Origin of the sequence: Streptomyces solicamelliae (assembly GCF_045348655.1) — a bacterium.
GTDB lineage: Bacteria > Actinomycetota > Actinomycetes > Streptomycetales > Streptomycetaceae > Streptomyces > Streptomyces solicamelliae.
In genome coordinates this window covers 3,115,487-3,135,380 of record NZ_CP160404.1, presented here as the reverse complement: position 1 = coordinate 3,135,380, position 19,894 = coordinate 3,115,487, and the positions used below count along the sequence as shown (strand labels likewise).

Sequence of the window (19,894 nt, the reverse complement as noted above, 5' to 3'; positions counted from 1 at the left end):
GACACCCCCGGGGCCTGCCCGGCTCAGGCGCTCTCGGCGAGGGCGCGGGCCTGCCGCAGCGCCGTGTCCACGGCCGCCGGGATGTCGGTGACCGGGTACTGGACGTGCCGTACCGTCCGGTCCCGGTCCACGACCAGGACCAGCCGCTTGAGCCGCAGCATCTGCCCGGTGCGGAAGGTCGGCAGCCGCAGCGGGGCCGAGAGCCGGTTGTCGGCGTCGGAGAGCAGCGGGAAGGGGATGTCCTCCGCGGCCGCGAACGCCCGCTGCTCGTCGGAGCGCTGCGCGGAGACGCCGCGTACGGCGATCCCGGCCGCGGTGAAGGACGCGTACGCGTCCCGGAACAGCCGGTTCTCCAGGGTGCAGCCGAGGGTGCCCGGGATGTCGTTCCAGCCCTCCGGCAGCGGGCTCGGCCGCCCGGTCGCCGGGTAGCAGAACAGCACCGTCGCGGCCGCGTCCGGGTCCACCGGGTCGAGCTCGCCGCCGGTGTGCGCGGGCAGCGGCAGCGGCGCCGGCAGCCGTGCGCCGGGCAGGTCGTGGACGCGGTGCGCCTCGGCGCCGTCCTCGTCGGCGAGCGCGGTGAGCCGGCCGTCGCCGAGGACCCAGCGGTCCGCCCAGTCCTGCATGGCGACGAGTACGGGCAGCAGCGCGCGGCCCGCGTCGGTGAGCCGGTACTCGTACCGCACCGGTCCCTGCTGGTACGGGACCTTCTCCAGGACCCCGGAGTCCACGAGGTGGCCGAGGCGCTCGGTGAGCACCTTGCGGGAGATGTCCAGCTCGCGCTGCAGCTCGTCGAAGCGGTGCCGACCGCGGGCGGTCTCCCGGACCAGCAGCAGGCTCCACCAGTCGCCGATGACGGCGGCCGCCTGGGCGACGGCGCAGACGGCGTCGCGGTCGGGTACGGCTCGGGCCATGTCGGTCTCTCCTTCGGTTCCGGCGGTCCCATCTTGCGCCACGGGGTGAGTTCCCGATAGAAACTCTCTCGCACAAGGGTAAGTTCCCGAAAGAGACTCACCGGCGTTCGCCGGCTCCTCTCCGGGATCACCCCACCGATTCACCGGACCAACAGGGGGGATGTCCGTGTCCGTGCCCATCGCCTGGGCCACCGCATGGCGCACCTGGCAGATGACGCGCCGCAGCTATCCGTGGTCGTACGCGGTCGGCACCGTGCTGCCCGCCGCGCTCACCATCGCGCTGGCCTACCTCGGCTACCACGCCGTCGGCGACGGAGCGGTGGCCGCCGACTTCACCGCCGGCGCCGGCACCACCGCCTACCTGGCCTACATCGCCGTCGGCGCCGCCGCCTTCACGCTCACCGTCCGGCTGGTCCTCTGGTCCGCCAAGGCGCTGATCACCGAGCAGCGCGAAGGCACGCTCGGCGCGCTGCTCGTCGCGCCCGCCGGCCGCTTCCCGTACCTGCTCGGCTTCACCGGCTTCGCCGTCACCAGCAGCCTCGTCGAGTTCCTGGCCCTGGGCGCCGTGATCGCCGCCTTCGGCATCGCGATCCCGGTCTCCTCGCCGCTCGGCCTGCTGCTCGGCGCGCTCGCCCTGGTCTCCACGGTGTTCGCGCTCTGCGTCGGCCTCGGCGGGCTGATGATCGCGGCCGGCGAGGCGCACATCTCGCAGAACACCGTCTTCATCCTCCTCGGCCTGCTCGGCGGCTACACCTTCCCCCGCTCCTACCTGCCCGACTGGGCCCAGTGGCTCGCCGAGCTGCTGCCCACCACCGCCGCCGTCGACGTCCTGCACGGCGCGACCACCGGCGGCCAGAGCCTCACCGAACTGCTGCCGCGGCTGGGCGTCTGCGCCCTCGTCGCCGCCGGCTACCTGCTGCTCGGCCTGATGTACCTGCCGCGGGCCGAGGCCCGCGCCGTGGAAAGGACCTACTGACAATGACGGGCAAGACAGGCACGACGGGTACGACGGGCGCGACCGCCGCTGCAGGTATTCACGTACGCGACCTCCGCAAGGACTTCCCCGTACGCGACAAGGGCCTCTTCGGCCCCCGCAGCACCAAGCGGGCCGTCGACGGACTCGACCTCGACATCCCCGCCGGCCGCATCACCGGCCTCCTCGGCCTCAACGGCGCCGGCAAGACCACCACCATCAAGATCCTCGCCACCCTGCTGCGCCCCAGCTCCGGCACGGTCCGCGTCGACGGCCTCGACACCGTCGCCGACGCCCGCGCCGTACGCCGCCGGATCAACCTCATCGCGGGCGGCGAACGCATGGTCTACACCCGCATGACCGGCCGCGAGAACCTCTGGTACTTCGGCCAGCTCTACGACGTCCCCAAGGCCGAACTCCGCACCCGGATCGACGAACTCCTCGACCTCGTCGGCCTGACGGACGCCGCCGACACCATGGTCGAGCGGTACTCGCGCGGCATGACCCAGCGCCTCGCCATCGCCCGCGGCCTGGTCAACCGCCCCGCGTACCTGCTCCTCGACGAACCCACCCTCGGCCTCGACGCCCCCATCGCCCGCGACCTGCGCCGCGTGGTGGCGGAACTGGCGGCGGCGGGCACCGGCGTCCTCCTCACCTCCCACTACCTCACCGAGGTCGAGGAGCTATGCGGCCACGTGTACGTGATCTCCGAGGGCAGGCACCTCGCGCAGGGCAGCCCGGCGGAGCTCAAGGCGGCCACCGGCAGCCACCGCACGGTCCGCGTGACGGTCACCAACCCCGGCGAGCGCACCGCCGCCGTCGCCGCCCGCTTCGGCGCGACCCGCGAGCCCCTCCCCGGCGGCGGCGAGGCCATCGTGCTCCGCCACCCCGACGACGTGGCAGGCCCGCTGGCCGCCGCGATCGTGGAGGCGGGCGGCTCGATCGGCGGCCTGGAGATCGCCGAGGCGAGCCTCGAGGACGCGATCCTGAGGCTGGCGGACGGCACGGCCGTCCCCGCACCCGAGGCGGCGATGGCCGGATGAACACCGCGCAGCAGGCCGCGAGGCACGCCCTCCGCATCTTCGCCGCGGAGGCCCTGAAGCAACACCGCCGGCTCTTCGGCCAACCCCTCGTCGTCTTCTCGATGCTGGTCTGGCCGGTCCTCCAACTCGCCACCACCTACTACACGCTGCGCCCCGTCGCGACCGCCTCCCCGGCGGCCGCGAACTGGCCGCTGGCCGCCGACCCGGAACGCCTCCTCGCCTTCCTGGCCACCGGCACCCTCGCGTACGCGTTCTTCTTCTCGCTCGTCCAGTCCGCCTGGCACTTCTCCTTCGAGCGCACGACGGGCACGCTGGAGCTGCTGTTCCTCTCCCCGGCGGGCCGCCTCACCCTGATGATCGCCAACGGGGCGGGCGCGCTGGTCCAGAACGCCTGGCTGCTGACCTGCTTCACCGTCGCCGCCCTGACCGGCTTCGGCGCACTGTCGGTGTCGGCCTGGTGGATGTACGGCGTGGTCTTCCTCGCCCTGCTGATCCCGGCGGTGGCGTGGGGCGCGTTCCTGAACAGCCTGCTGGTGTTCTCGCGCGACTCGACGTTCCTGTACACGATCCTGGACGAACCGCTGTGGTTCGTCGCAGGCGTCCGCCTCCCCAACTTCGCGCTCCCGACGGCGATCCAGGTGATCGGCGTGTTCTTCCCCCTCACCGGCAGCCTGGTCGCCCTCCGCGGCGCGCTCCTGGAACACCGCACGCTCACGGACCTGGCCCTGCCGCTGACCGGCCTGGGCGTGCTGAGCGCGGTGCTGCTGGGAGCATCGGCGCTGATCCTGAAGGTGGGCGAGGCGAGGGCACAGAGGACGGGCGGCCTGGCGCTGGCGTGAACCACCGGAATCACAAGCCGAGTTCGCGGGCAAGCCGATCCATCGCCCGCCGCAGCTCACGCCCCGCGCCCGGCAGGAGCGCGGCCCGGCCCGGGACCCGCACGCCACCGGTGAGCGCGACGCGGGTCCCGCCGCCCGGCTCCGCGGCGGCGGCCATCCCGACGATCAGGAACCGGCTCTGCAGCCGGCACCACCCCGGCCGCAGCACCCCGCGGAACCGGGCCCGCATCCCGTACCGGCTCCACGCCACCGCCTCGACCCGGTCGCCGGCGACCCTTCGTTTCCGGGCTGTCACCCGCCCGGAAACGCAGACGACCCGTGGGCCTTGGTCCCGTCCGCTCGAGTTCGGACGGGAGCCGGCCGGACTTACCGGCGGCCCACGGGTCGGGTGACTGCTTGGGTGTTCGGCAGAAGGCCTGCCGAGGTGCACAGAGTGCGACGGCAGGCCTTAGCCCGCAGTCACCTCACGAGTCCGAAAAGAAATCATTTTTCCGGATCACCTCCTTTCGCGTGTACCCACACACTAAGAGGGCGGTCGGGGCGGCTCAAGCGAATTAATCGGCGGATTTCCCGGGCCTGCGTTCCGCGACGATCCGTGCCATCTCGGTGACCGGCAGACCCGGGTTCCGGCCTGCGGCTTCGGCGGCCTGCCGGTCCTCGTCCGCGAGGAGCGCGAGCAGGAACGGGAGCGGCAGCCGCGGGTGGTCGGCGACGGCGCGGCGGACGCGCGGCTCGGGGTCGGTGGCCAGCTCCTCCAGGAGTCCGCCCGGGAGGTCCGGATCGCGCGGTGCCAGCTCGCGGATGCCGCGCAGGACGTCTTCGGTGTGCATGGCCCTCATGCTGGATTCAGAGGGGCAACGATTTACGCGAATCAGGTGTGCCCTGCGTCACATTCGAGTTGAATGGCCGGGGCGTGCGGTTCGGGCGTACGCGTTCACCGTCCTGCAGGGGGTGCGGGGATGAGTGCGGTCGGGAGTGGGACCGCGGAGCGGCGTGCCGAGGGGCCCGGGGGTGATCTGCTGGCCGCGTTGCTCGACGGGATGGACGCGGCGCTGTGCGCCTTCGACGCCGGGGGGACCGTCACCCACTGGAATCGGGAGGCCGAGCGGATTCTCGGGTGGTCCGCCGAGCAGGCCGTCGGGCGGCGCGGGTTCGCCGGGTGGGCCGCGCGGCGGGCCGATGCCGACGAGGTGCTGGGGCGGCTGATGGCCGCCATGCACGCGCCCGGGCGGCAGGTGCACGAGTTCGCGCTGCTGCGGAAGGACGGGGGGCGTGTGCTGGTGCGCACGCAGTCCGCCGGGGTCCGCGGGGCCGACGGGCAGCCGGCCGGGGTGTACTGCGCCTTCAGCGAGGTGCATGCGCAGATCGATCTGGAGCGGTCGATCGCGCTCAGCGAGGCGCTTCTCGAGGACGCCTCCTGGGGCGTTGTGCTCGTCGATGTCGATCTGCGCCCCGCTGTCGTCAACGCGCGGGCCGCGCGTGCGCTCGGGACCGGGCGTACCACCGCCCTCGGGCGGCCCCTGGGGGAGTTGATCGCGCAGGGGGTCGAGGAGGTCGAGGGCGCGCTGCAGCACGTGCTCGCCGAAGGTGCGCCGCGGGGTCTCGTCGAGTTGTGGGTGACGCTGCGCGGGGGCGACGGGCAGGTACGGCGGCGTTGTCTGCGCAGTGGTTTTCTGCGGCTCGCCTCGCCGCTGGCGGAGGAGCCCGTGCCGCTGGGCGTCGGCTGGCTGTTCCAGGACGTCACCGAGGCCCGGCTCGCCGAGCAGGAGGCGGACCGGATGCGGTTCCGCAGCAGCCAGCTGCACCGGGCGGGCGCCGCGGCAGCGGAGTGCGAGGACCCCATGGAGGCGGCGACGGTGCTGCTGGACTTCGCCGTCGCCGGGTTCGCCGATCATGCGCTGCTCGACCTCAGCGTCGATGAGCGGCGGCTCGTTCGGGCCGCTTCGACCCCGGTCGGCGCCCCCGGGCCCGTCGCCCTCGTCGCGGGCGGGGGCGTCCCCGTCCCGTACCAGGACGGGCACCCCGCCCTGCAGGCCCTGGCCCGTACCGGTCCGGTCCGCGCCTCCGCCGCCGCGGCCCGGCCGCACGCGGCCGGCGAGTGGGCGGCCGAGCGGCGCTGGCCGGTCGACGCGGCCCACGCCCTGTGCATCCCGCTGCGCAGTCGCGGCCGCACCCTCGGCATCGCGACCTTTCTCCGGTCCGACTCCCGCCCGGCCTTCGAGCGGCCGGACGCCGTGTACGCGGAGACGGTGACGACGCGGCTGGCCGCCTCCCTGGACCTGGCGGAGGCGCTGCGGGGGAGATGAGCGCCGGGGCGTGCTTCCACACGCCCCCCGCTCACGCCGTCAGCCGTCAGCCGTCAGCCGTCCCGCCGTCACGCGCTCACGCGCGGTAGAAGATCCGGTCCGCGTACTCCGTCATCACGCGCCCGTTCCACTCGTGCCCGCCGTCCACGTTCCCCGAGCGCAGCAGCGGCGGCTCGATCCCGCGGGCGACCAGCTCCTCGGCCGCCGCGGCCATCGTGGCCTGCATCAGCGCGCTGGTGACCACCGTCGACGCCGGGGCGAACGGGGCCTCGATGCCCTCGTGCGTCAGCTCCGCGTCGCCGACCGCGATCCGCGAGTCCAGCACGATGTCGCAGTGGTCCTTCAGGTACGTGCCCGAGACGTGCCGGGACTTCGTCTCCGTCGCGTACGCCACCGACGTCACGCCGATCACGGTGAGGCCGAGCGCCCGCGCGTTCATCGCCATCTCCACCGGCAGCGCGTTGCGCCCGGAGAGGGAGATGACGATCAGCAGGTCGCCCGCCCTCGCCGGCGAGCAGTCGAGGACCGCGCCCGCCAGGCCGTCCACCCGCTCCAGCGCCGAGCCCAGCGTCGCCGGCATCACGTCCACGCCCACGACGCCCGGCACCGCCAGCAGGTTCATCAGCGCGAAGCCGCCCGCCCGGTACACGACGTCCTGTGCGGCCAGCGAGGAGTGCCCCGCGCCGAACGCGAACAGCCGGCCCCCGGACGCCACGGTGTCGGCGATCGCGGCGCCCGCCGCGGCGATCTCCGCCCCGTCCTCGTCCCGCACCTGCCGGAGCAGGCCGATCGCCGCGTCGAAGAACCGGTCGGACAGCTTCCCGCCGCCGCTGTTCCCGCCGTCGCCGCGCGCGCTCTCGCCCATACCGAAGCCCCTTTTCGTCGTGGTCGCCGATCACGGTGCGGTCTGGACCATTGCTCTGTCAATACCGCCCCGCGCACCGCGCCGGACGTCGCCCACGCCCGGCATTCAGACGGCGAGGCACGGTTGTCGGCGCCATGCGTAAGAATTGGTGCAGGGCCAGCGCACGACTCAATCGAGGGGCACGTATGTCCGGACTGATCGACACCACGGAGATGTATCTCCGCACCATCCTCGAACTCGAGGAGGAAGGCGTCGTCCCGATGCGCGCCCGGATCGCGGAACGGCTCGACCAGAGCGGTCCGACGGTCAGCCAGACGGTGGCCCGCATGGAGCGCGACGGCCTGGTGGCCGTCGCCAGCGACCGCCACCTGGAGCTCACCGAGGAGGGCCGCAGGCTCGCCACCCGCGTGATGCGCAAGCACCGCCTCGCGGAGTGCCTGCTCGTCGACGTGATCGGTCTGGAGTGGGAGCAGGTGCACGCCGAGGCCTGCCGCTGGGAGCACGTGATGAGCGAGGCGGTCGAGCGGCGCGTCCTGGAGCTGCTGCGCCACCCGACCGAGTCGCCGTACGGCAACCCGATCCCGGGCCTGGAGGAGCTGGGCGAGAAGGCGGAGACGGAGGCGTTCCTCGACGACTCGATGGTGTCCCTGGCAGATCTGGACGCGGGCAACGAGGGCAAGACGGTGATCGTCCGCCGCATCGGCGAGCCGATCCAGACCGACGCGCAGCTGATGTACACGCTGCGGCGCGCCGGCGTGCAGCCCGGCTCGGTCGTCAGCGTGACCGAGTCGCCGGGCGGCGTCCTGGTCGGCAGCGGCGGCGAGGCGGCCGAGCTGGACGCGGAGATCGCGTCGCACGTGTTCGTGGCGAAGCGCTGACGCGCGCGTCCCTCACGTCCGTCACGTCCCTCACGCCCTGAACGTGCGGCGGTAGGCGTCCGGCGGGACGCCCACCGTGCGCTGGAAGTGGCGGCGCAGGGTGGTCGCCGTGCCCATGCCTGCCGCGGAGGCGATCGTGTCGACGCTGTCGTCCGTGCTCTCCAGGAGTTCCTGCGCCCGCCGGATCCGCTGCGTGAGCACCCACTGCAGCGGCGTCGTGCCCGTCACCGAACGGAAGTGGCGGGCCAGATGGCGTGAGCTCATGTTCGCCTGACGGGCCAGGTCCTCCACCGTGAGCGGCTGGTCGAGCCGCCGCATCACCCACGGCAGCAGGTCGGCCAGCGGGTGGCCCTCCTGCGCCGGTACGGGCGTGGCGACGAACTGCGCCTGCCCGCCCTCCCGGTGCGGCGGTACGACCAGCCGCCGGGCGACGACGTTGGCGACCGTCGAGCCGTGGTCGCGGCGGACCAGGTGCAGGCACAGGTCCATCGCCGCGGCCTTGCCCGCCGACGTCAGCACGGTGCCGTTGTCGACGTACAGCACGTCCGGGTCGACCTCCACCTGCGGATACCGCGCGGCCAGTTCGTCGGTGTGCGCCCAGTGCGTCGTCGCGCGCAGCCCGTCCAGGAGACCCGCGGCGGCCAGCACGAACACCCCGGTGCACAGCGACACCACCACCGCGCCCGCCTCGTGCGCCGCGCGCACCGCCGCCACGAGGTCGGCCGGCGGCTCCGCGCCGTGGTCCGCGATCGCCGGGACGATCACGGTGTCGGCGTCCGCCAGCGCCTCGTACCCGCGGTCCGGCTCCAGCAGGAACCGCCCGACCCGGACGGCGTGCGTACCGCAGACCGTGACGTCGTACCAGGGACCCGGCAGCGCGGCCGGGGCGGAGCCGAAGACCTCGTAGGCCAGGGCCAGTTCGAAGTGCAGCATCCCGTCGGTGGCGGCGATCGCGACGGAGCGGCGCAGGGCTGAAGTCATGTCGGGAATTGTATGGGTCATGTCGTTCCGGACACTGGGCCTCGGGGCGGATCGACGACAGGATTTCCCTACAAGAACCGGTCGGAGACAGGGGAGTTGACATGGGTGCGGACATGCGTGCGGACATGGGTGCGGGGCAGAGCAAGCTGGTTGCGGTGTACGGCGCGTACGGGCACACCGGGCGCTTCGTCGTCGCGGAGCTGCGCGAGCGCGGGTACGTCCCGCTGCTCGTCGGCCGTGACGAGCACAAGCTGCGGGCGCTCGCCGAGGAGCAGCCGGAGCAGCCGGGCCTCGACGTGCGGCCCGCGTCCGTCGACGACCCGGCCGCCCTGGACCGCGCGCTGCGCGGCGCCGCCGCCGTGATCAACTGCGCCGGCCCCTTCGCCTCCACCGCCGCCCCGGTGATCGAGGCGGCGCTGCGGGCCGGGATTCCGTACGTCGACGTGGCCGCCGAGATCGAGGCCAACCACGACACGTTCGAGCGGTTCGCCTACCGCGCCCGCGAGGCCGGCGCCGTGGTGGTCCCCGCGATGGCCTTCTTCGGCGGCCTCGGGGACCTGCTCGTCACCGCCGCGAAGGGCGACTGGACGGCGGCGGACGAGGTGCACGTCGCGTACGGCCTGAGCAGCTGGCACCCCACCTGGGGGACGCGCGCCGCCGGCACGGTGTCCCACGAGCGGCGGGACGGGCGCCGGGTCCGCTTCACCGGCGGTGAGCTCACGTACCACGACGACGCCCTGCCGACCCTGGAGTGGTCCTTCCCCGAGCCGCTCGGCCCGCAGGAGGTCATCGGCGAGTTCACGATGGCCGACGTCGTCACCGTCCCCAGCCACCTCGCCGTCCCGGAGGTGCGGACGTACATGGCCGCGAAGGCGGCGGCGGACCTGGCCGCCGGCGCCTCCGCGCCCGTCGCCGTCGACGAGCGCGGCCGCTCGGCGCAGACCTTCCTCGTCGACGTCCGCGTCCGCAAGGACGGCGAGGAGCGGCGCGCGGTCGTCTCCGGGCAGGACATCTACGCGGTCAGCGCGCCGCTCGCGGTGGAGGCGGTCGAGCGCCTCCTGACCGGCCGGACGAAGGCCGGGGCGACCGGCGTCCTCTCCGCCGGCGCGGTCTTCGACGCCCCGGACTTCCTGCGCGCCCTGTCCGCCCACCTGAAGCTCGACATCTGAGCGTCAGCGCACGCCGACCCCGGCCAGGTACGAGGTGAGTCCCGCCGACGCGGACTCGCCCGCCCAGCCCACGTACCCGTCGGGCCGGATCAGGAACAGGCCGGTGCCGTAGGGCTCGTACGCGTCGAGGTGCACGGTCCGGAGCCTGGCGGGGGCGGGGGAGGTGGCGGGGGTGACGGCCGGTGCCTCTGTGCCCACCGCGAGCAGGGTGAAGTGCGGGCCCCGGAAGGCGTCGAAGAGCCGGCCCCCGTCGTACGGCCCGTCGTGCGCCCCGTCGTACGGCCCGTCCGGCGCGCGGTCGCCGGCCCGCAGTGCGTCGTCCGCCAGGCCCGTACGGGTCTCCACGGCGAGCGACGACTCCCGGTAGTCGAGGTCGAGTTGCCGCACCTCCGCACCGCGCTGGGTGTTCTCCCCCCGGGCGCTCGCCCGGTGGATGCGCGTGCTGATGCCGAGCACGTCAGCGGCGATGGGCAGCCGCTCCTCCTCGTACGTGTCGAGCAGCGCCTCGGGCGCGCCGTGGAGCAGCACCTGACCGAGCTTCCAGCCGAGGTTGTAGGCGTCCTGGACGCTGGTGTTGAGGCCCTGTCCGCCGGCGGGGGAGTGGACGTGCGCGGCGTCTCCGGCGAGGAAGACCCTGCCCTGGCGGAACCGGTCGGCCAACGCCGCGCGGGCCAGGAAGTCCGAGGCCCACAGCACCTCCGTGACGTCCGCCTCGGTGAGCGGGGTCCGGTCGGCGAGGAGCCGTCGTACGGCCTCGGGGGTGGTGTCGACGGTCGCGTGCGGGTCCGTGTAGCCGGCCATCACCTGGAAGTGGTCGTCGCCGCCGGGCATCGGGCAGAGCGCGACGCCGCCGTCCTCCGCCTTGGGCCAGATGTGCCAGTTGCGGCGGTCGACGGGCGTGCCGGGGGCGAGGCGCACGTCCGCGACGAGCATGGGGTGCGGGTCGACGGTCTCGCCGGTCATGCCGATGCCGAGGGCCCGGCGGACGGTCGAACGCCCGCCGTCGGCGGCCACGAGGTAGGCCGCGCGGACGGTCTCCCCGGTGGACAGCTCGGCCTCGATGCCGTCGGCGGTCTCGCGCAGTGAGGTGAGCGCCGTACCGAACCGGACCGCGCCGCCGAGCTCCAGCAGCCGCTCGTACAGCACTTCCTGGGTGCGGGACTGCGGGATGAGCAGGGGGTTCGCGTACGGGACCTGCTCGGTCGGCTCCGCGGGCTCGATCATGTCCCACTCGCCCTGCCGCTCCGTACCCTCCCAGGCCAGCATCCGCGGGTAGCGCGAGCCGGAGGCGAGGATCCCGGGCAGGACGCCGAGGTCGTCGAGGACCTCCTGGCTGCGGGGCTGGAGCCCCTTGCCGCGCGAGCCGGGGAAGAGCCGGTCCGCCTTCTCGACGAGGACGGCGCGCACGCCCCGGCGGGCGAGATCGAGGGCGAGGACGAGGCCGGTGGGGCCGGCACCGGCGATGAGGACGTCGGTGGGGGTGGGCATGGTGGGACCTCCGGAGTTCCTTAACGACGTTAAGCTCACGTTCATGAGCATCCACTTAACGTCGTTAAGTTGTCAAGCGGCGGTTACCGTGGCGGCGTGGCAGCGAAGAAGACGACCCGGATCGACCCCGCGCAGGTGGCGGAGGTCGCCCTGGGGCTCCTGAACGAGAAGGGCCTGGAGGGGCTCACCCTGCGGGCCATCGCCGGCGAGCTGAACGTCCAGGCCCCCGCGCTGTACTGGCACTTCAAGAACAAGCAGGCCCTGCTCGACGAGATGGCGACGGTGATGTACCGGCGGATGGTCGCCGACCCCGCCGTACGCCCGCCCGGCGACCTGAGCTGGCAGGAGCGGATCCTCGCCGTCAACCGGGGCCTGCGGGCCGGGCTGCTCAGCTACCGCGACGGCGCGAAGGTCTACAGCGGCGCGCGCTTCACCGGCGACGACTTCGCCACCGACATGGAGCGCCAGCTCCGCGCCCTGGTCGACGCGGGATTCGAGCTGCGTCAGGCGGTGCGGGCGAGCACGACGGCGTACATGTTCACGCTCGGCTTCGTGACGGAGGAGCAGGGCGCGCAGTCCGGTGCGGGCGAGCTGCGCGAGGGCTTCGACGTGGAGGAGCGTGCCGAGCGGCTTGCGGACTTCCCGCTCGCGGCGGCGGCCGGGGCGGAGATCTTCGGCGGCTACGACGACCGCTTCGAGGAGGGCCTGCAGCTGATCGTCGCGGGCATCGAGGCGCGGTACGCGCCGGGCGCCGGGAAGTAGCCGGCGCGCCCCGGGTGGCGGGAGCGGCGGGAACTGGACAGCCCGGTTTACGTCGGAATGGCCCCGCACGCGACCTCGGCGTGCCACGCTGGGGTTCGGCGGGACCGGGCGGGGGCCGGTCGGGCCGGTCCGATCGGTCGGGTCGAGGAGGGGGCCGGAGGATGCCGGCGATGCGGCGTGGGGCCGGGCGTGGCGTGCGGGATGTGCGGGACGGTGTCGCGCGGGGGGTGCGATGTGCGGCGCGGGCAGCGCTGGTGCCGCGTACGGTGAGGGCGGCGCGTCCGGGGGGAGCCGCAAGTGCGCCGCGTGTGGCGCGTATTGAGGCGAGCCGGGCGACAGAGAGCCCCGGCGCCCATGGACGCCGGGGCCTGTCCTCCCCTGTGCTGACCCGGAGCCCCGAGCTCCCAGGGTCATCCCCTTCGGACCGGTTTCCCCGATCGGTCCGCCTCCCGCTGAAGATCTCCCCTCGGCGGCGCGCGTCAATCCTTGAGCGTCGTCACTCGAACGAGGGGTGTTGCGTGGCAGAAGCGCATTTTCGAATACAGGTTCGATAGTCTGGCGAAGCTCGAAGCCGCACGACGAATGCTCGACGGAAGAGGGGGTGCCAGGGACATGGACATGGACACGGTGCGACGCATCGATGTGACCGGAGCCGACGGCGTACGCCTGGCTGCCTGGGAGTACGCGGAGCCGCCCGCCCTCGGCTCCGCGTCATCCTCCGCATCCGCCGACGCCTCCGGCGTGTTACTCCTCCACGGCCTGATGGGCCGGGCCTCGCACTGGGCGCCCATCGCGCGCTGGCTCTCCGGCCGGCACCGCGTGATCGCGCTCGACCAGCGGGGACACGGTCGGAGCGAGAAGCCCGCCGGCGGGCCGTTCACGCGCGAGGCGTACGTCGCCGACGCGGCGGCCGCGGTCGAACAGCTCGGGCTCGGCCCGGTGACCCTCGTCGGCCACTCGATGGGCGCGCTCACGGCCTGGCAGCTCGCCGCGGAGCGGCCGGACCTGGTCCGGGCCCTGGTCATCTGCGACATGCGCGCGTCGGCGCTCGGTGCGGCGTCCCAGCGGGAGTGGGCGGACTGGTTCCGCTCGTGGCCGGCGCCGTTCGCCACGCTCGCGGACGTGCGGAAGTGGTTCGGCGAGGACGACCCGTGGGTGGAGCGGCCGAACCCGGCGCGCGGCGAGTTCTTCGCGGAGGTGATGAGGGAGTCGGCGGACGGCTGGCGGCCGGTGTTCGATCCGGCGCAGATGCTCACGTCCCGCGAGACGTGGGTCCACGACGCTCATTGGGACTCCCTCGCGCAGGTCCGCTGCCCGACCCTCGTCGTCCGCGGCCTGGACGGGGAACTGGGGCGCGCCGAGGCGCAGGAGATGGTCCGGGTCCTGCCGCACGGCGCGTACGCGGAGATCCCCGACGCGGGCCACCTGCTGCACTACGACCACCCGGAGGCCTGGCGCGAGGCGATCGAGCCGTTCCTGAACGGGGTGTTGACGCCGTAGGGCGGCGCAGGAATGAGGTCGGGATCTGACCTAGATGGTGGCTACAGTCGCGACATCGACATCGGAGAGAGCTGGAAGGGGATCCGGATCCCATGTTGCGAGGTCTCACTACCGTCAGTTTCTGGGCCGCCGACCTGGACGCGGCGAAGAGCTGGTACACGGAATTGCTGGGCGTGGAGCCGTACTTCGAGCGACCTGGATATGCGGAGTTCCGACTCGGTGACTACCAGCACGAGTTGGGGCTGATCGACAGCCGCTATGCGCCGGGAGGCGGAGGGAGCGGCGGCTCGGGTGGCGCCGTCGTGTACTGGCACGTCGATGATGTGAGCGCGGCGTTGGAGAGGCTGCTGTCCCTGGGCGCGAAGGAGTACGAACCGCTCACGGAACGCGGACCGGGGTTCGTGACCGCGTCGGTGACCGACCCGTTCGGGAACATCCTGGGCGTGATGTACAACCGGCACTACCTCGACGTGCTGGGCTGAGGCGGAGGCGGAGGCGGAGGGGGTACTGGGGGTGGGGGTTGCTGGTGGGCTTCTGGTGCGGCCGCCCTCTTTCCGAGTGTGGCCCCTGGAGGCGCCGGGTCAAGGGCGCTCCTCCGTCGCGTCGCTTCGCGATTCCGCTAAAGCTTCACCCTTGACCCGGCGCCTCCAGGGGCCTTTTCACACTCGGAGGGCGGCCGGGGGGCAGGGTCCGCGCGTAACCCTGGGGTGGTGCCCGGCCGCCGTGGGCGGCCGGCGGGTGGGTGCGCGGTCGTTGAGTGGGGTGCCCATTGCCGTCTCGGCGGCCGCCAGGCCGTCGTGGGGTGCGGCGCATGCCCGGCTGGTCATTGCCCGTGGGGATGGGACGGGCGGGGGAGCCGGCGAGGCGGATCCTGCCCTTTCGCGCCACTGAAGCGGCCCTCGACACCTCCCAAGTCACACCAACTACATCCCGTCACCCCCGTACCGCCCCGATGCGTTGGGAGCACCGAATCGACAGACTCTGCTCCGGGGGCGGCGACGGGACTGTCATTCGGCCAGGGCGGGCCCGCCTTCGGGGGTGAAGCGGACGAAGCCGGCGAGGCGGGGGGCGAAGGTGAGGTTGCTCTGGTCGCCCAGGGCCGATCGGATGCCCGCCGTGACGTCGGCGTCCGGTTCGCCGAAGACCTCGAAGTGCTCCACCTGGCAGTGCTCCATGACCTCTTGGATGTAGGGGTCCGCCAGCTGCCAGTGGGTGCGGACCGCGTCGGAGTCCGCGTAGAGCTGGAAGCTGTGGGCGAGCATCCGCTCCTCGTCCACGAAGGTCTCCACCATCAGCTGCGGTCCGTGCTGTTGCACGAACGCCACCGCCTTGGCGATGGCATCGCGGAACCCTTCCAGGTGGCCCTCGGTGATGCGCATGGTGTTCCGGAAGAGGAGGATCGTCGAGTCGTCGTGTGTCGTCATGACTCGACCCTCTCCCCTCAACCTTGGTTGAGGTCAAGGGTGTTCCCGCCCGCTGAGCACATCTGGCCCATCCATGGGCCGAGGAGGCCGTTCAGCCCCTGACGGCCGGGGTTCCGGCCGGCAGCCTGTCCGCGGCCTCGCGTACTGTCCCACCCATGACGGCGACAGCGAGCGCGACGCAGATCCGAAGCGGCCACGAGAGCGACCTCGACGAACTGACCCGCATCTACAACCACTACGTCGTCGAGACACCCGTCACCTTCGACATCGAGCCGGTGACCCCCGACCAGCGCCGGCCCTGGCTCCTGGCGCATCCCGACTCCGGTCCGCACCGTCTCCTCGTGGCCGAGGACGGCGGCCGGCTCCTCGGTTACGCGACCAGCAGCGCATTCCGCCCGAAGCCGGCCTACGCGACGTCCGTCGAGACCAGCGTCTATCTCGCGCCCGAGCACGTGGGGCGCGGCATCGGCCGCCTCCTCTACGCCGCGCTCTTCGACGTCCTGCGGCACGAGGACGTCCACATGGCGCTCGCCGGGATCACCGTGCCCAACGTGGCGTCGCAGCGCCTCCACGAGAGCTTCGGCTTCCGGTCCGTCGGACGCTTCGAGCAAGTCGGGCGTAAGTTCGGGCGGTTCTGGGACGTGGCCTGGTACCAGAAACCGCTCGCCGACCGCTGAATTCCGCTTGCCGCCGACCGCTCCACGACGGTAGGAAGCTCGCATGCTTCGAGGCGGAAAGGTCGGGCTCAGGGCCCGGCACGAGGACGACATCCCGATCCTGCGGACCGAGCTGTACGACGATGTCGCCGGCTCCTCGCGCGCCGAAGGCGGCCCGTGGCGGCCGATCTCGCCCGGCTCGAACGATCCGCGGCTCGTGGTGGACGAAACACAGCAGGGGAGCGTCCCGTTCTCCGTCGTGGAGCTGGACGGCGGGACGCTCGTCGGCACCGCGACGCTCTGGGGCATCGACACCCACAACCGCGCCGCCCACATCGGCCTCGGCCTGCTGCCTGCCGCTCGCGGCAAGGGGTACGGCACCGACGTGGTCGCCGTGCTGTGCCACTACGGGTTCGTCGTCCGCGGCCTGCAGCGCCTGCAGATCGAGACGCTCGCGGACAACACCGCGATGTTGCGCTCCGCCGAGCGCAACGGCTTCGTCCGCGAGGGCGTGCTGCGCTCCTCGTCCTGGGTGATGGGCGAGTTCCTGGACGAGGTACTGCTCGGGCTCCTCGCGGAGGAATGGAAGCCCTGAGAATCCCGAACAGCCGCAACGGCCGCAACACCCGCAACAGCCCCGCCGGCCCGAGCCGTCCTCACCCCACCCCCAGCAGCCTCAGCGCGTCCCCCGACGCCCCGTCGTTCGGCGTGTAGACCTCCAGCCGGTGGTCGGGGCTCTCCGGCTGGAGCCACACCTGGTAGTCCACGTCGATGCGGCCCACGGTCGGGTGCTGCAGGCGCATCGTGCCGACGGTGCAGTCCGCGACGTCGCCCTCGGCCCACAGCGCGGCGAAGTGGCGGCTGCGCATGGCGAGTTCGCCGATCAGTTCGGCCAGCCGGGCGTCGGTGGGGTACCGGCCGGCGGTGAGCCGCAGGTACGCGACGTGGATGCGGGCGAGTTCGTCCCAGTTCGCGTACAGGTCCTGCGTGAGCGGGTCGAGGAAGAACATCCGGGGGACGGACGGCCGGCGCACCGGCTCGTGGGGTGCGTCGAAGTCGACGTGTTCGGCGACCAGGGCGTGCCCGGTGCGGTTCCAGGCCAGTACGTCACCGCGTCGGCCGAGCACGACGGCCGGCACCGCCTCGCCCAGGGACGCCAGGAGGGTCAGGACCCGCGGGTGCGGCTCCTCGGGGCGGGGCCGGACGAGGCGTGGCGCGGTGGGCTGCCGGGCGAGGTTGTGCAGGTGGGCCGTCTCGGCCGGGTCGAGCCGGAGGACCCTGGCGAGCGCGTCGAGGACCTGCCGGGAGGCCGTACCGGCCTGGCCCTGCTCCAGCCGCGTGTAGTACCCGGCGCTCACTCCCGCGAGCTGCGCCAGCTCCTCGCGCCGCAGGCCCGGTACGCGGCGGGCGGCGCCGTACGTGCGCAACCCGGCCTCGGCGGGCGTGACCCGGTCGCGGCGGGTCTTGAGATAGGCGCCGATGCCCTCCAGTTCCATGACGCCGAGCCTAGGCGCGGTACCCGGTCTCCCGGGTGTCCCTGTGAGGTGTACCCACGGCGCGGGGATGGTTGCGGCGCGGGCCGCTGCCGCACCGTCGGACGCATGGATACAGATCACGATCCGCGTGTTTCCCCCACGGCCGAACCCACGGCCCGTCCCGTACCCGGCCCCCGAGCGTGGCTGGGTCTCCTGGTCGTCCTCGGTCCGGTCCTCCTGGTGGCGATGGACGGTTCGGTGCTGTTCCTGGCGATGGCCGAGGTGTCCGAGGCGTTGTCGCCGAGTGCCGGGCAGGCGTTGTGGATCCTCGACGTGTACGGGTTCGCCGTCGGGTCCCTGCTCATCGCGTTCGGGAGCATCGGGGACCGGTACGGGCGGCTGAGGCTGCTGATGGCCGGCGCGGCGGTGTTCGGTGCGGCGTCGGCGGGAGCGGCGTTCGCTCCGGGGCCGGAGGCGTTGATCGCCTGCCGGGCGCTGATGGGGGTGGCCGGTGCGACGCTGCTGCCGTCGGCGCTGGCGGTCCTGAGCGAGCTGTTCCCCGATCCGCGCCTGCGGTCGAGGGCGATCGGGATCTTCGCCGCCACGTTCGCCGCCGGCTTCGCGATCGGCCCGGTCGTCGGCGGGCGACTGCTCAGCAGCTTCTGGTGGGGCTCGGTCTTCCTGATCAATCTCCCCGTCGTCGTCCTCTTCCTGGTCCTCGCCCCGGCCCTGCTTCGCGAGGTCCGCGCCACCCGGACCGGCCGCGTCGACGTCCCGAGCGTGCTGCTGTCCGCCGCGGGCATCCTGCTGACCGTCTACGCGATCAAGCACGTCGCGGCGGAGGGGCTGTCGGCCCTCCCGATCGCCACCGGGGTCGTCGGCGCCGTCACCCTGGGCGGCTTCGTCCGGCGCCAACTCCGCCTCACACACCCGCTGATCGACCTCCGCCTCTTCCGCGACCGGACGTTCGCCATCGCCGCCGTCACCGGGCTGCTGCCGCTGGCCGCGTGGTCGGCGACGGCCTACCTCGGCGGGATCTACCTCCAGTCCGTCCTCGGACTGACCGTCCTGGACGCGGCGCTCGTCGCGCTTCCCGGCGCCGCCGTACTCACCGTCACCTGCGTCGTCACCCCCGCCGCGGTCGCCCGTGTCGGCACCCGCGCGGCACTCCTCACCTGCCACTTCCTCATCGCCGCGGGGATGTTCCTGCTGCTCGCCACGGACGTCTCCGACGGCGGCGTCGGCTGGTACGTGGCGGGCACGGTGGTCGCGGGCGTCGGGTACGGCATCTCCTTCAGCGTCGTCGCCGACACCGCGGTCGCCGCGGTTCCCGCGGCGCGCGCCGGATCCGCGGCGGCCATCGCCGAGACCGCCAACGAGCTCGGCAACGCCCTCGGCATCGCGCTGCTCGGCTCGCTGGCCGCCCTGATCTTCCGGCTCCAGGGCCCCGACGTCGCCGGCACCCTCCACGAGACCCTTCAGGCCCCCGGTCTCACGGCCGCGGTCGTCGGCGACGCGAGGTCGGCCTTCGTCACCGGCCTGCACGCCGCCGCCACCGCAGCCGGCCTCCTCCATGCGGCACTGGGCGCCTTCGCCCTGCGCCACCTCGCCCTCAGGACAGAGGAGTGCGGTGCAGGTTGACGAGCAGGCGCCAGACCCGCTGGGCGATCTCCGTGGGCCCTGCGTCGATGAGGCCGTGCAGCCAGTCGGCCAGTACCCCGGCGAAGGTCGCGGCGACGGCCGAGGCGACCAGATCGGGCTCCGGCGCGCCGGCCAGGGCGCGCTCCGTGCGGCTGCGGGCGCGCAGGTCCTGGTGCAGCACCTGGCCGAGGGGTCCGCTGCCGCCGGGGCGCAGCAGCTCCCGGTAGAGCCCGGCATGCGGGGCGAGGCGCTCGAAGAACTCCGGCAGGGCGGGCGGCGGGGTCGCGGGGTCGGGCCTGCCGCGCCACGCGTGCAAGGCGTCCACGGCCTCGCGGACGACATCGGCGCAGGTGTCGACGGCGAGCGCCTCCAGGTCCGCGTAGTGGAGGTAGAACGTGGCCCGGCCGACTCCCGCCCGGCGCACCAGCGCGGCGACGCTGACCTCCCCGAGCGGCCGGTGGGCGCACTCCTCGAGGAGCGCCTGGCGCAGCTTGGCCCGGGTCCGTGCCGTACGCGGATCCTCGGCCGGCACCGCGGTCACCGGGCGAGCAGGACAGCGGCCAGCGCCAGTGCCCCGGGCAGCGCCTGGGCGACGAAGATGCGCCGGTTGGCCGTGAATCCGCCGTACAGCCCGGCGACGACCACGCAGACGAGGAAGAAGACCTGGACCCGGAACCCGGTCGGATCGTCCGCGATCAGACCCCAGACCAGCCCGGCGGACAGGAAGCCGTTGTAGAGGCCCTGGTTCGCCGCGAGCGGCGCGGTGGCGCGGGCCATGTCCGCGTCGAAGCCGGAGAGGCCGCGGCCCGGCTTCTTCTCCCACAGGAACATCTCGAGAACCAGGATGTACGCGTGCAGCGCCGCCACCAGCGCGACCAGCACGTTCGCGGTTGTCTCCATGACCGTCCCACTCCTCAGGTTCCTCGACATCCTGGACAGGTGTCCAGAATACATGGACACCTGTCCAGGAACCTGGGCGGAGG

Annotated in this window: 22 protein-coding genes; 12 read left to right on the top strand and 10 right to left on the bottom strand. The window is 72.9% G+C overall.

All coding sequences use genetic code 11. The annotated features are described in order from the left end of the window. Positions 1-23: 23 nt before the first annotated feature. A complete protein-coding gene (locus tag ABZO31_RS14380; protein ID WP_406861580.1) occupies positions 24-911 on the bottom strand; it encodes a winged helix-turn-helix transcriptional regulator in 888 nt (295 codons plus the stop codon). A gap of 166 nt (positions 912-1,077) precedes the next feature. Here ABZO31_RS14380 and ABZO31_RS14375 point away from each other — a divergent pair, with 166 nt between their 5' ends. The 3 genes from ABZO31_RS14375 to ABZO31_RS14365 are packed head-to-tail and all read left to right on the top strand — an operon-like array spanning position 1,078 to position 3,766. Further along, the gene (locus ABZO31_RS14375; RefSeq protein WP_406861579.1) at positions 1,078-1,887 is read left to right on the top strand and encodes an ABC transporter permease; all 810 of its coding nucleotides are present in this window, start codon (positions 1,078-1,080) and stop codon (positions 1,885-1,887) included. A gap of 2 nt (positions 1,888-1,889) precedes the next feature. Next, on the top strand, positions 1,890-2,927 hold the full coding sequence (locus tag ABZO31_RS14370) for an ABC transporter ATP-binding protein (protein WP_406861578.1): 1,038 nt from the start codon (positions 1,890-1,892) through the stop codon (positions 2,925-2,927). Beyond that, a complete protein-coding gene (locus tag ABZO31_RS14365) occupies positions 2,924-3,766 on the top strand; it encodes an ABC transporter permease (RefSeq protein WP_406861577.1) in 843 nt (280 codons plus the stop codon). Before ABZO31_RS14370 ends, ABZO31_RS14365 begins: the two co-directional genes overlap by 4 nt. A gap of 10 nt (positions 3,767-3,776) precedes the next feature. On the opposite strand, the gene ABZO31_RS14360 is transcribed toward ABZO31_RS14365, so the two are convergent. Then, positions 3,777-4,061: a hypothetical protein gene (locus ABZO31_RS14360; protein ID WP_406861576.1), complete on the bottom strand. Its 285-nt coding sequence runs from the start codon at positions 4,059-4,061 to the stop codon at positions 3,777-3,779. Positions 4,062-4,320: 259 nt separating this feature from the next. Next, positions 4,321-4,596: a hypothetical protein gene (locus ABZO31_RS14355; RefSeq protein ID WP_406861575.1), complete on the bottom strand. Its 276-nt coding sequence runs from the start codon at positions 4,594-4,596 to the stop codon at positions 4,321-4,323. 129 nt (positions 4,597-4,725) lie between these two features. On the opposite strand from ABZO31_RS14355, the gene ABZO31_RS14350 reads away from it, so the two are divergent. Further along, on the top strand, positions 4,726-6,072 hold the full coding sequence (locus tag ABZO31_RS14350; protein ID WP_406861574.1) for a PAS domain-containing protein: 1,347 nt from the start codon (positions 4,726-4,728) through the stop codon (positions 6,070-6,072). A 76-nt stretch (positions 6,073-6,148) separates the two neighbouring features. Here ABZO31_RS14350 and ABZO31_RS14345 read toward each other — a convergent pair whose 3' ends face one another. Beyond that, positions 6,149-6,937, bottom strand: a complete 789-nt coding sequence (locus tag ABZO31_RS14345) for an SIS domain-containing protein (RefSeq protein WP_406861573.1) — start codon at positions 6,935-6,937, stop codon at positions 6,149-6,151. A gap of 185 nt (positions 6,938-7,122) precedes the next feature. Between ABZO31_RS14345 and ABZO31_RS14340 the strand changes: the two genes are divergently transcribed. Beyond that, positions 7,123-7,815 (top strand): metal-dependent transcriptional regulator, encoded by a 693-nt coding sequence (locus tag ABZO31_RS14340; RefSeq protein ID WP_406861572.1) that lies wholly within the window; start codon positions 7,123-7,125, stop codon positions 7,813-7,815. Positions 7,816-7,845: 30 nt separating this feature from the next. Here the strand turns inward: ABZO31_RS14340 and ABZO31_RS14335 are convergent, their stop codons facing one another. Continuing rightward, positions 7,846-8,796, bottom strand: coding sequence for a GlxA family transcriptional regulator (locus ABZO31_RS14335; RefSeq protein WP_406861571.1), 951 nt, complete (start codon positions 8,794-8,796; stop codon positions 7,846-7,848). 125 nt (positions 8,797-8,921) lie between these two features. On the opposite strand from ABZO31_RS14335, the gene ABZO31_RS14330 reads away from it, so the two are divergent. After that, entirely contained in the window at positions 8,922-9,965 is a 1,044-nt protein-coding gene (locus ABZO31_RS14330) for a saccharopine dehydrogenase family protein (protein ID WP_406865356.1), read from the top strand. 3 nt (positions 9,966-9,968) lie between these two features. Here ABZO31_RS14330 and ABZO31_RS14325 read toward each other — a convergent pair whose 3' ends face one another. Beyond that, positions 9,969-11,453, bottom strand: coding sequence for an FAD-dependent monooxygenase (locus ABZO31_RS14325; RefSeq protein ID WP_406861570.1), 1,485 nt, complete (start codon positions 11,451-11,453; stop codon positions 9,969-9,971). A 96-nt stretch (positions 11,454-11,549) separates the two neighbouring features. Between ABZO31_RS14325 and ABZO31_RS14320 the strand changes: the two genes are divergently transcribed. The 3 genes from ABZO31_RS14320 (at position 11,550) to ABZO31_RS14310 (ending at position 14,197) form a co-directional block, all read left to right on the top strand. Then, positions 11,550-12,215: a TetR/AcrR family transcriptional regulator C-terminal domain-containing protein gene (locus ABZO31_RS14320; RefSeq protein WP_406861569.1), complete on the top strand. Its 666-nt coding sequence runs from the start codon at positions 11,550-11,552 to the stop codon at positions 12,213-12,215. Between the two features lie 618 nt (positions 12,216-12,833). Further along, positions 12,834-13,715, top strand: coding sequence for an alpha/beta fold hydrolase (locus ABZO31_RS14315; RefSeq protein ID WP_406861568.1), 882 nt, complete (start codon positions 12,834-12,836; stop codon positions 13,713-13,715). Between the two features lie 92 nt (positions 13,716-13,807). Beyond that, the gene (locus tag ABZO31_RS14310; RefSeq protein WP_406861567.1) at positions 13,808-14,197 is read left to right on the top strand and encodes a VOC family protein; all 390 of its coding nucleotides are present in this window, start codon (positions 13,808-13,810) and stop codon (positions 14,195-14,197) included. A 525-nt stretch (positions 14,198-14,722) separates the two neighbouring features. On the opposite strand, the gene ABZO31_RS14305 is transcribed toward ABZO31_RS14310, so the two are convergent. Continuing rightward, positions 14,723-15,139, bottom strand: a complete 417-nt coding sequence (locus ABZO31_RS14305; RefSeq protein WP_406861566.1) for a hypothetical protein — start codon at positions 15,137-15,139, stop codon at positions 14,723-14,725. 155 nt (positions 15,140-15,294) lie between these two features. Here ABZO31_RS14305 and ABZO31_RS14300 point away from each other — a divergent pair, with 155 nt between their 5' ends. Both ABZO31_RS14300 and ABZO31_RS14295 read left to right on the top strand, forming a co-directional pair. Then, a complete protein-coding gene (locus ABZO31_RS14300) occupies positions 15,295-15,816 on the top strand; it encodes a GNAT family N-acetyltransferase (protein ID WP_406861565.1) in 522 nt (173 codons plus the stop codon). Positions 15,817-15,859: 43 nt separating this feature from the next. Then, positions 15,860-16,390: a GNAT family N-acetyltransferase gene (locus ABZO31_RS14295; RefSeq protein ID WP_406861564.1), complete on the top strand. Its 531-nt coding sequence runs from the start codon at positions 15,860-15,862 to the stop codon at positions 16,388-16,390. A gap of 61 nt (positions 16,391-16,451) precedes the next feature. On the opposite strand, the gene ABZO31_RS14290 is transcribed toward ABZO31_RS14295, so the two are convergent. Continuing rightward, positions 16,452-17,291 carry a helix-turn-helix transcriptional regulator gene (locus ABZO31_RS14290; protein ID WP_406861563.1) on the bottom strand — a complete coding sequence of 280 codons (840 nt, stop codon included), beginning with the start codon at positions 17,289-17,291 and terminating at the stop codon, positions 16,452-16,454. A gap of 105 nt (positions 17,292-17,396) precedes the next feature. Here ABZO31_RS14290 and ABZO31_RS14285 point away from each other — a divergent pair, with 105 nt between their 5' ends. Then, positions 17,397-18,911 carry an MFS transporter gene (locus tag ABZO31_RS14285; RefSeq protein WP_406861562.1) on the top strand — a complete coding sequence of 505 codons (1,515 nt, stop codon included), beginning with the start codon at positions 17,397-17,399 and terminating at the stop codon, positions 18,909-18,911. Here ABZO31_RS14285 and ABZO31_RS14280 read toward each other — a convergent pair. Both ABZO31_RS14280 and ABZO31_RS14275 read right to left on the bottom strand, forming a co-directional pair. Further along, positions 18,883-19,452: a TetR/AcrR family transcriptional regulator gene (locus ABZO31_RS14280; RefSeq protein WP_406861561.1), complete on the bottom strand. Its 570-nt coding sequence runs from the start codon at positions 19,450-19,452 to the stop codon at positions 18,883-18,885. The genes ABZO31_RS14285 and ABZO31_RS14280 overlap by 29 nt on opposite strands. Further along, entirely contained in the window at positions 19,449-19,811 is a 363-nt protein-coding gene (locus ABZO31_RS14275; RefSeq protein ID WP_406861560.1) for a DUF1304 domain-containing protein, read from the bottom strand. Before ABZO31_RS14275 ends, ABZO31_RS14280 begins: the two co-directional genes overlap by 4 nt. Positions 19,812-19,894: the final 83 nt, after the last annotated feature.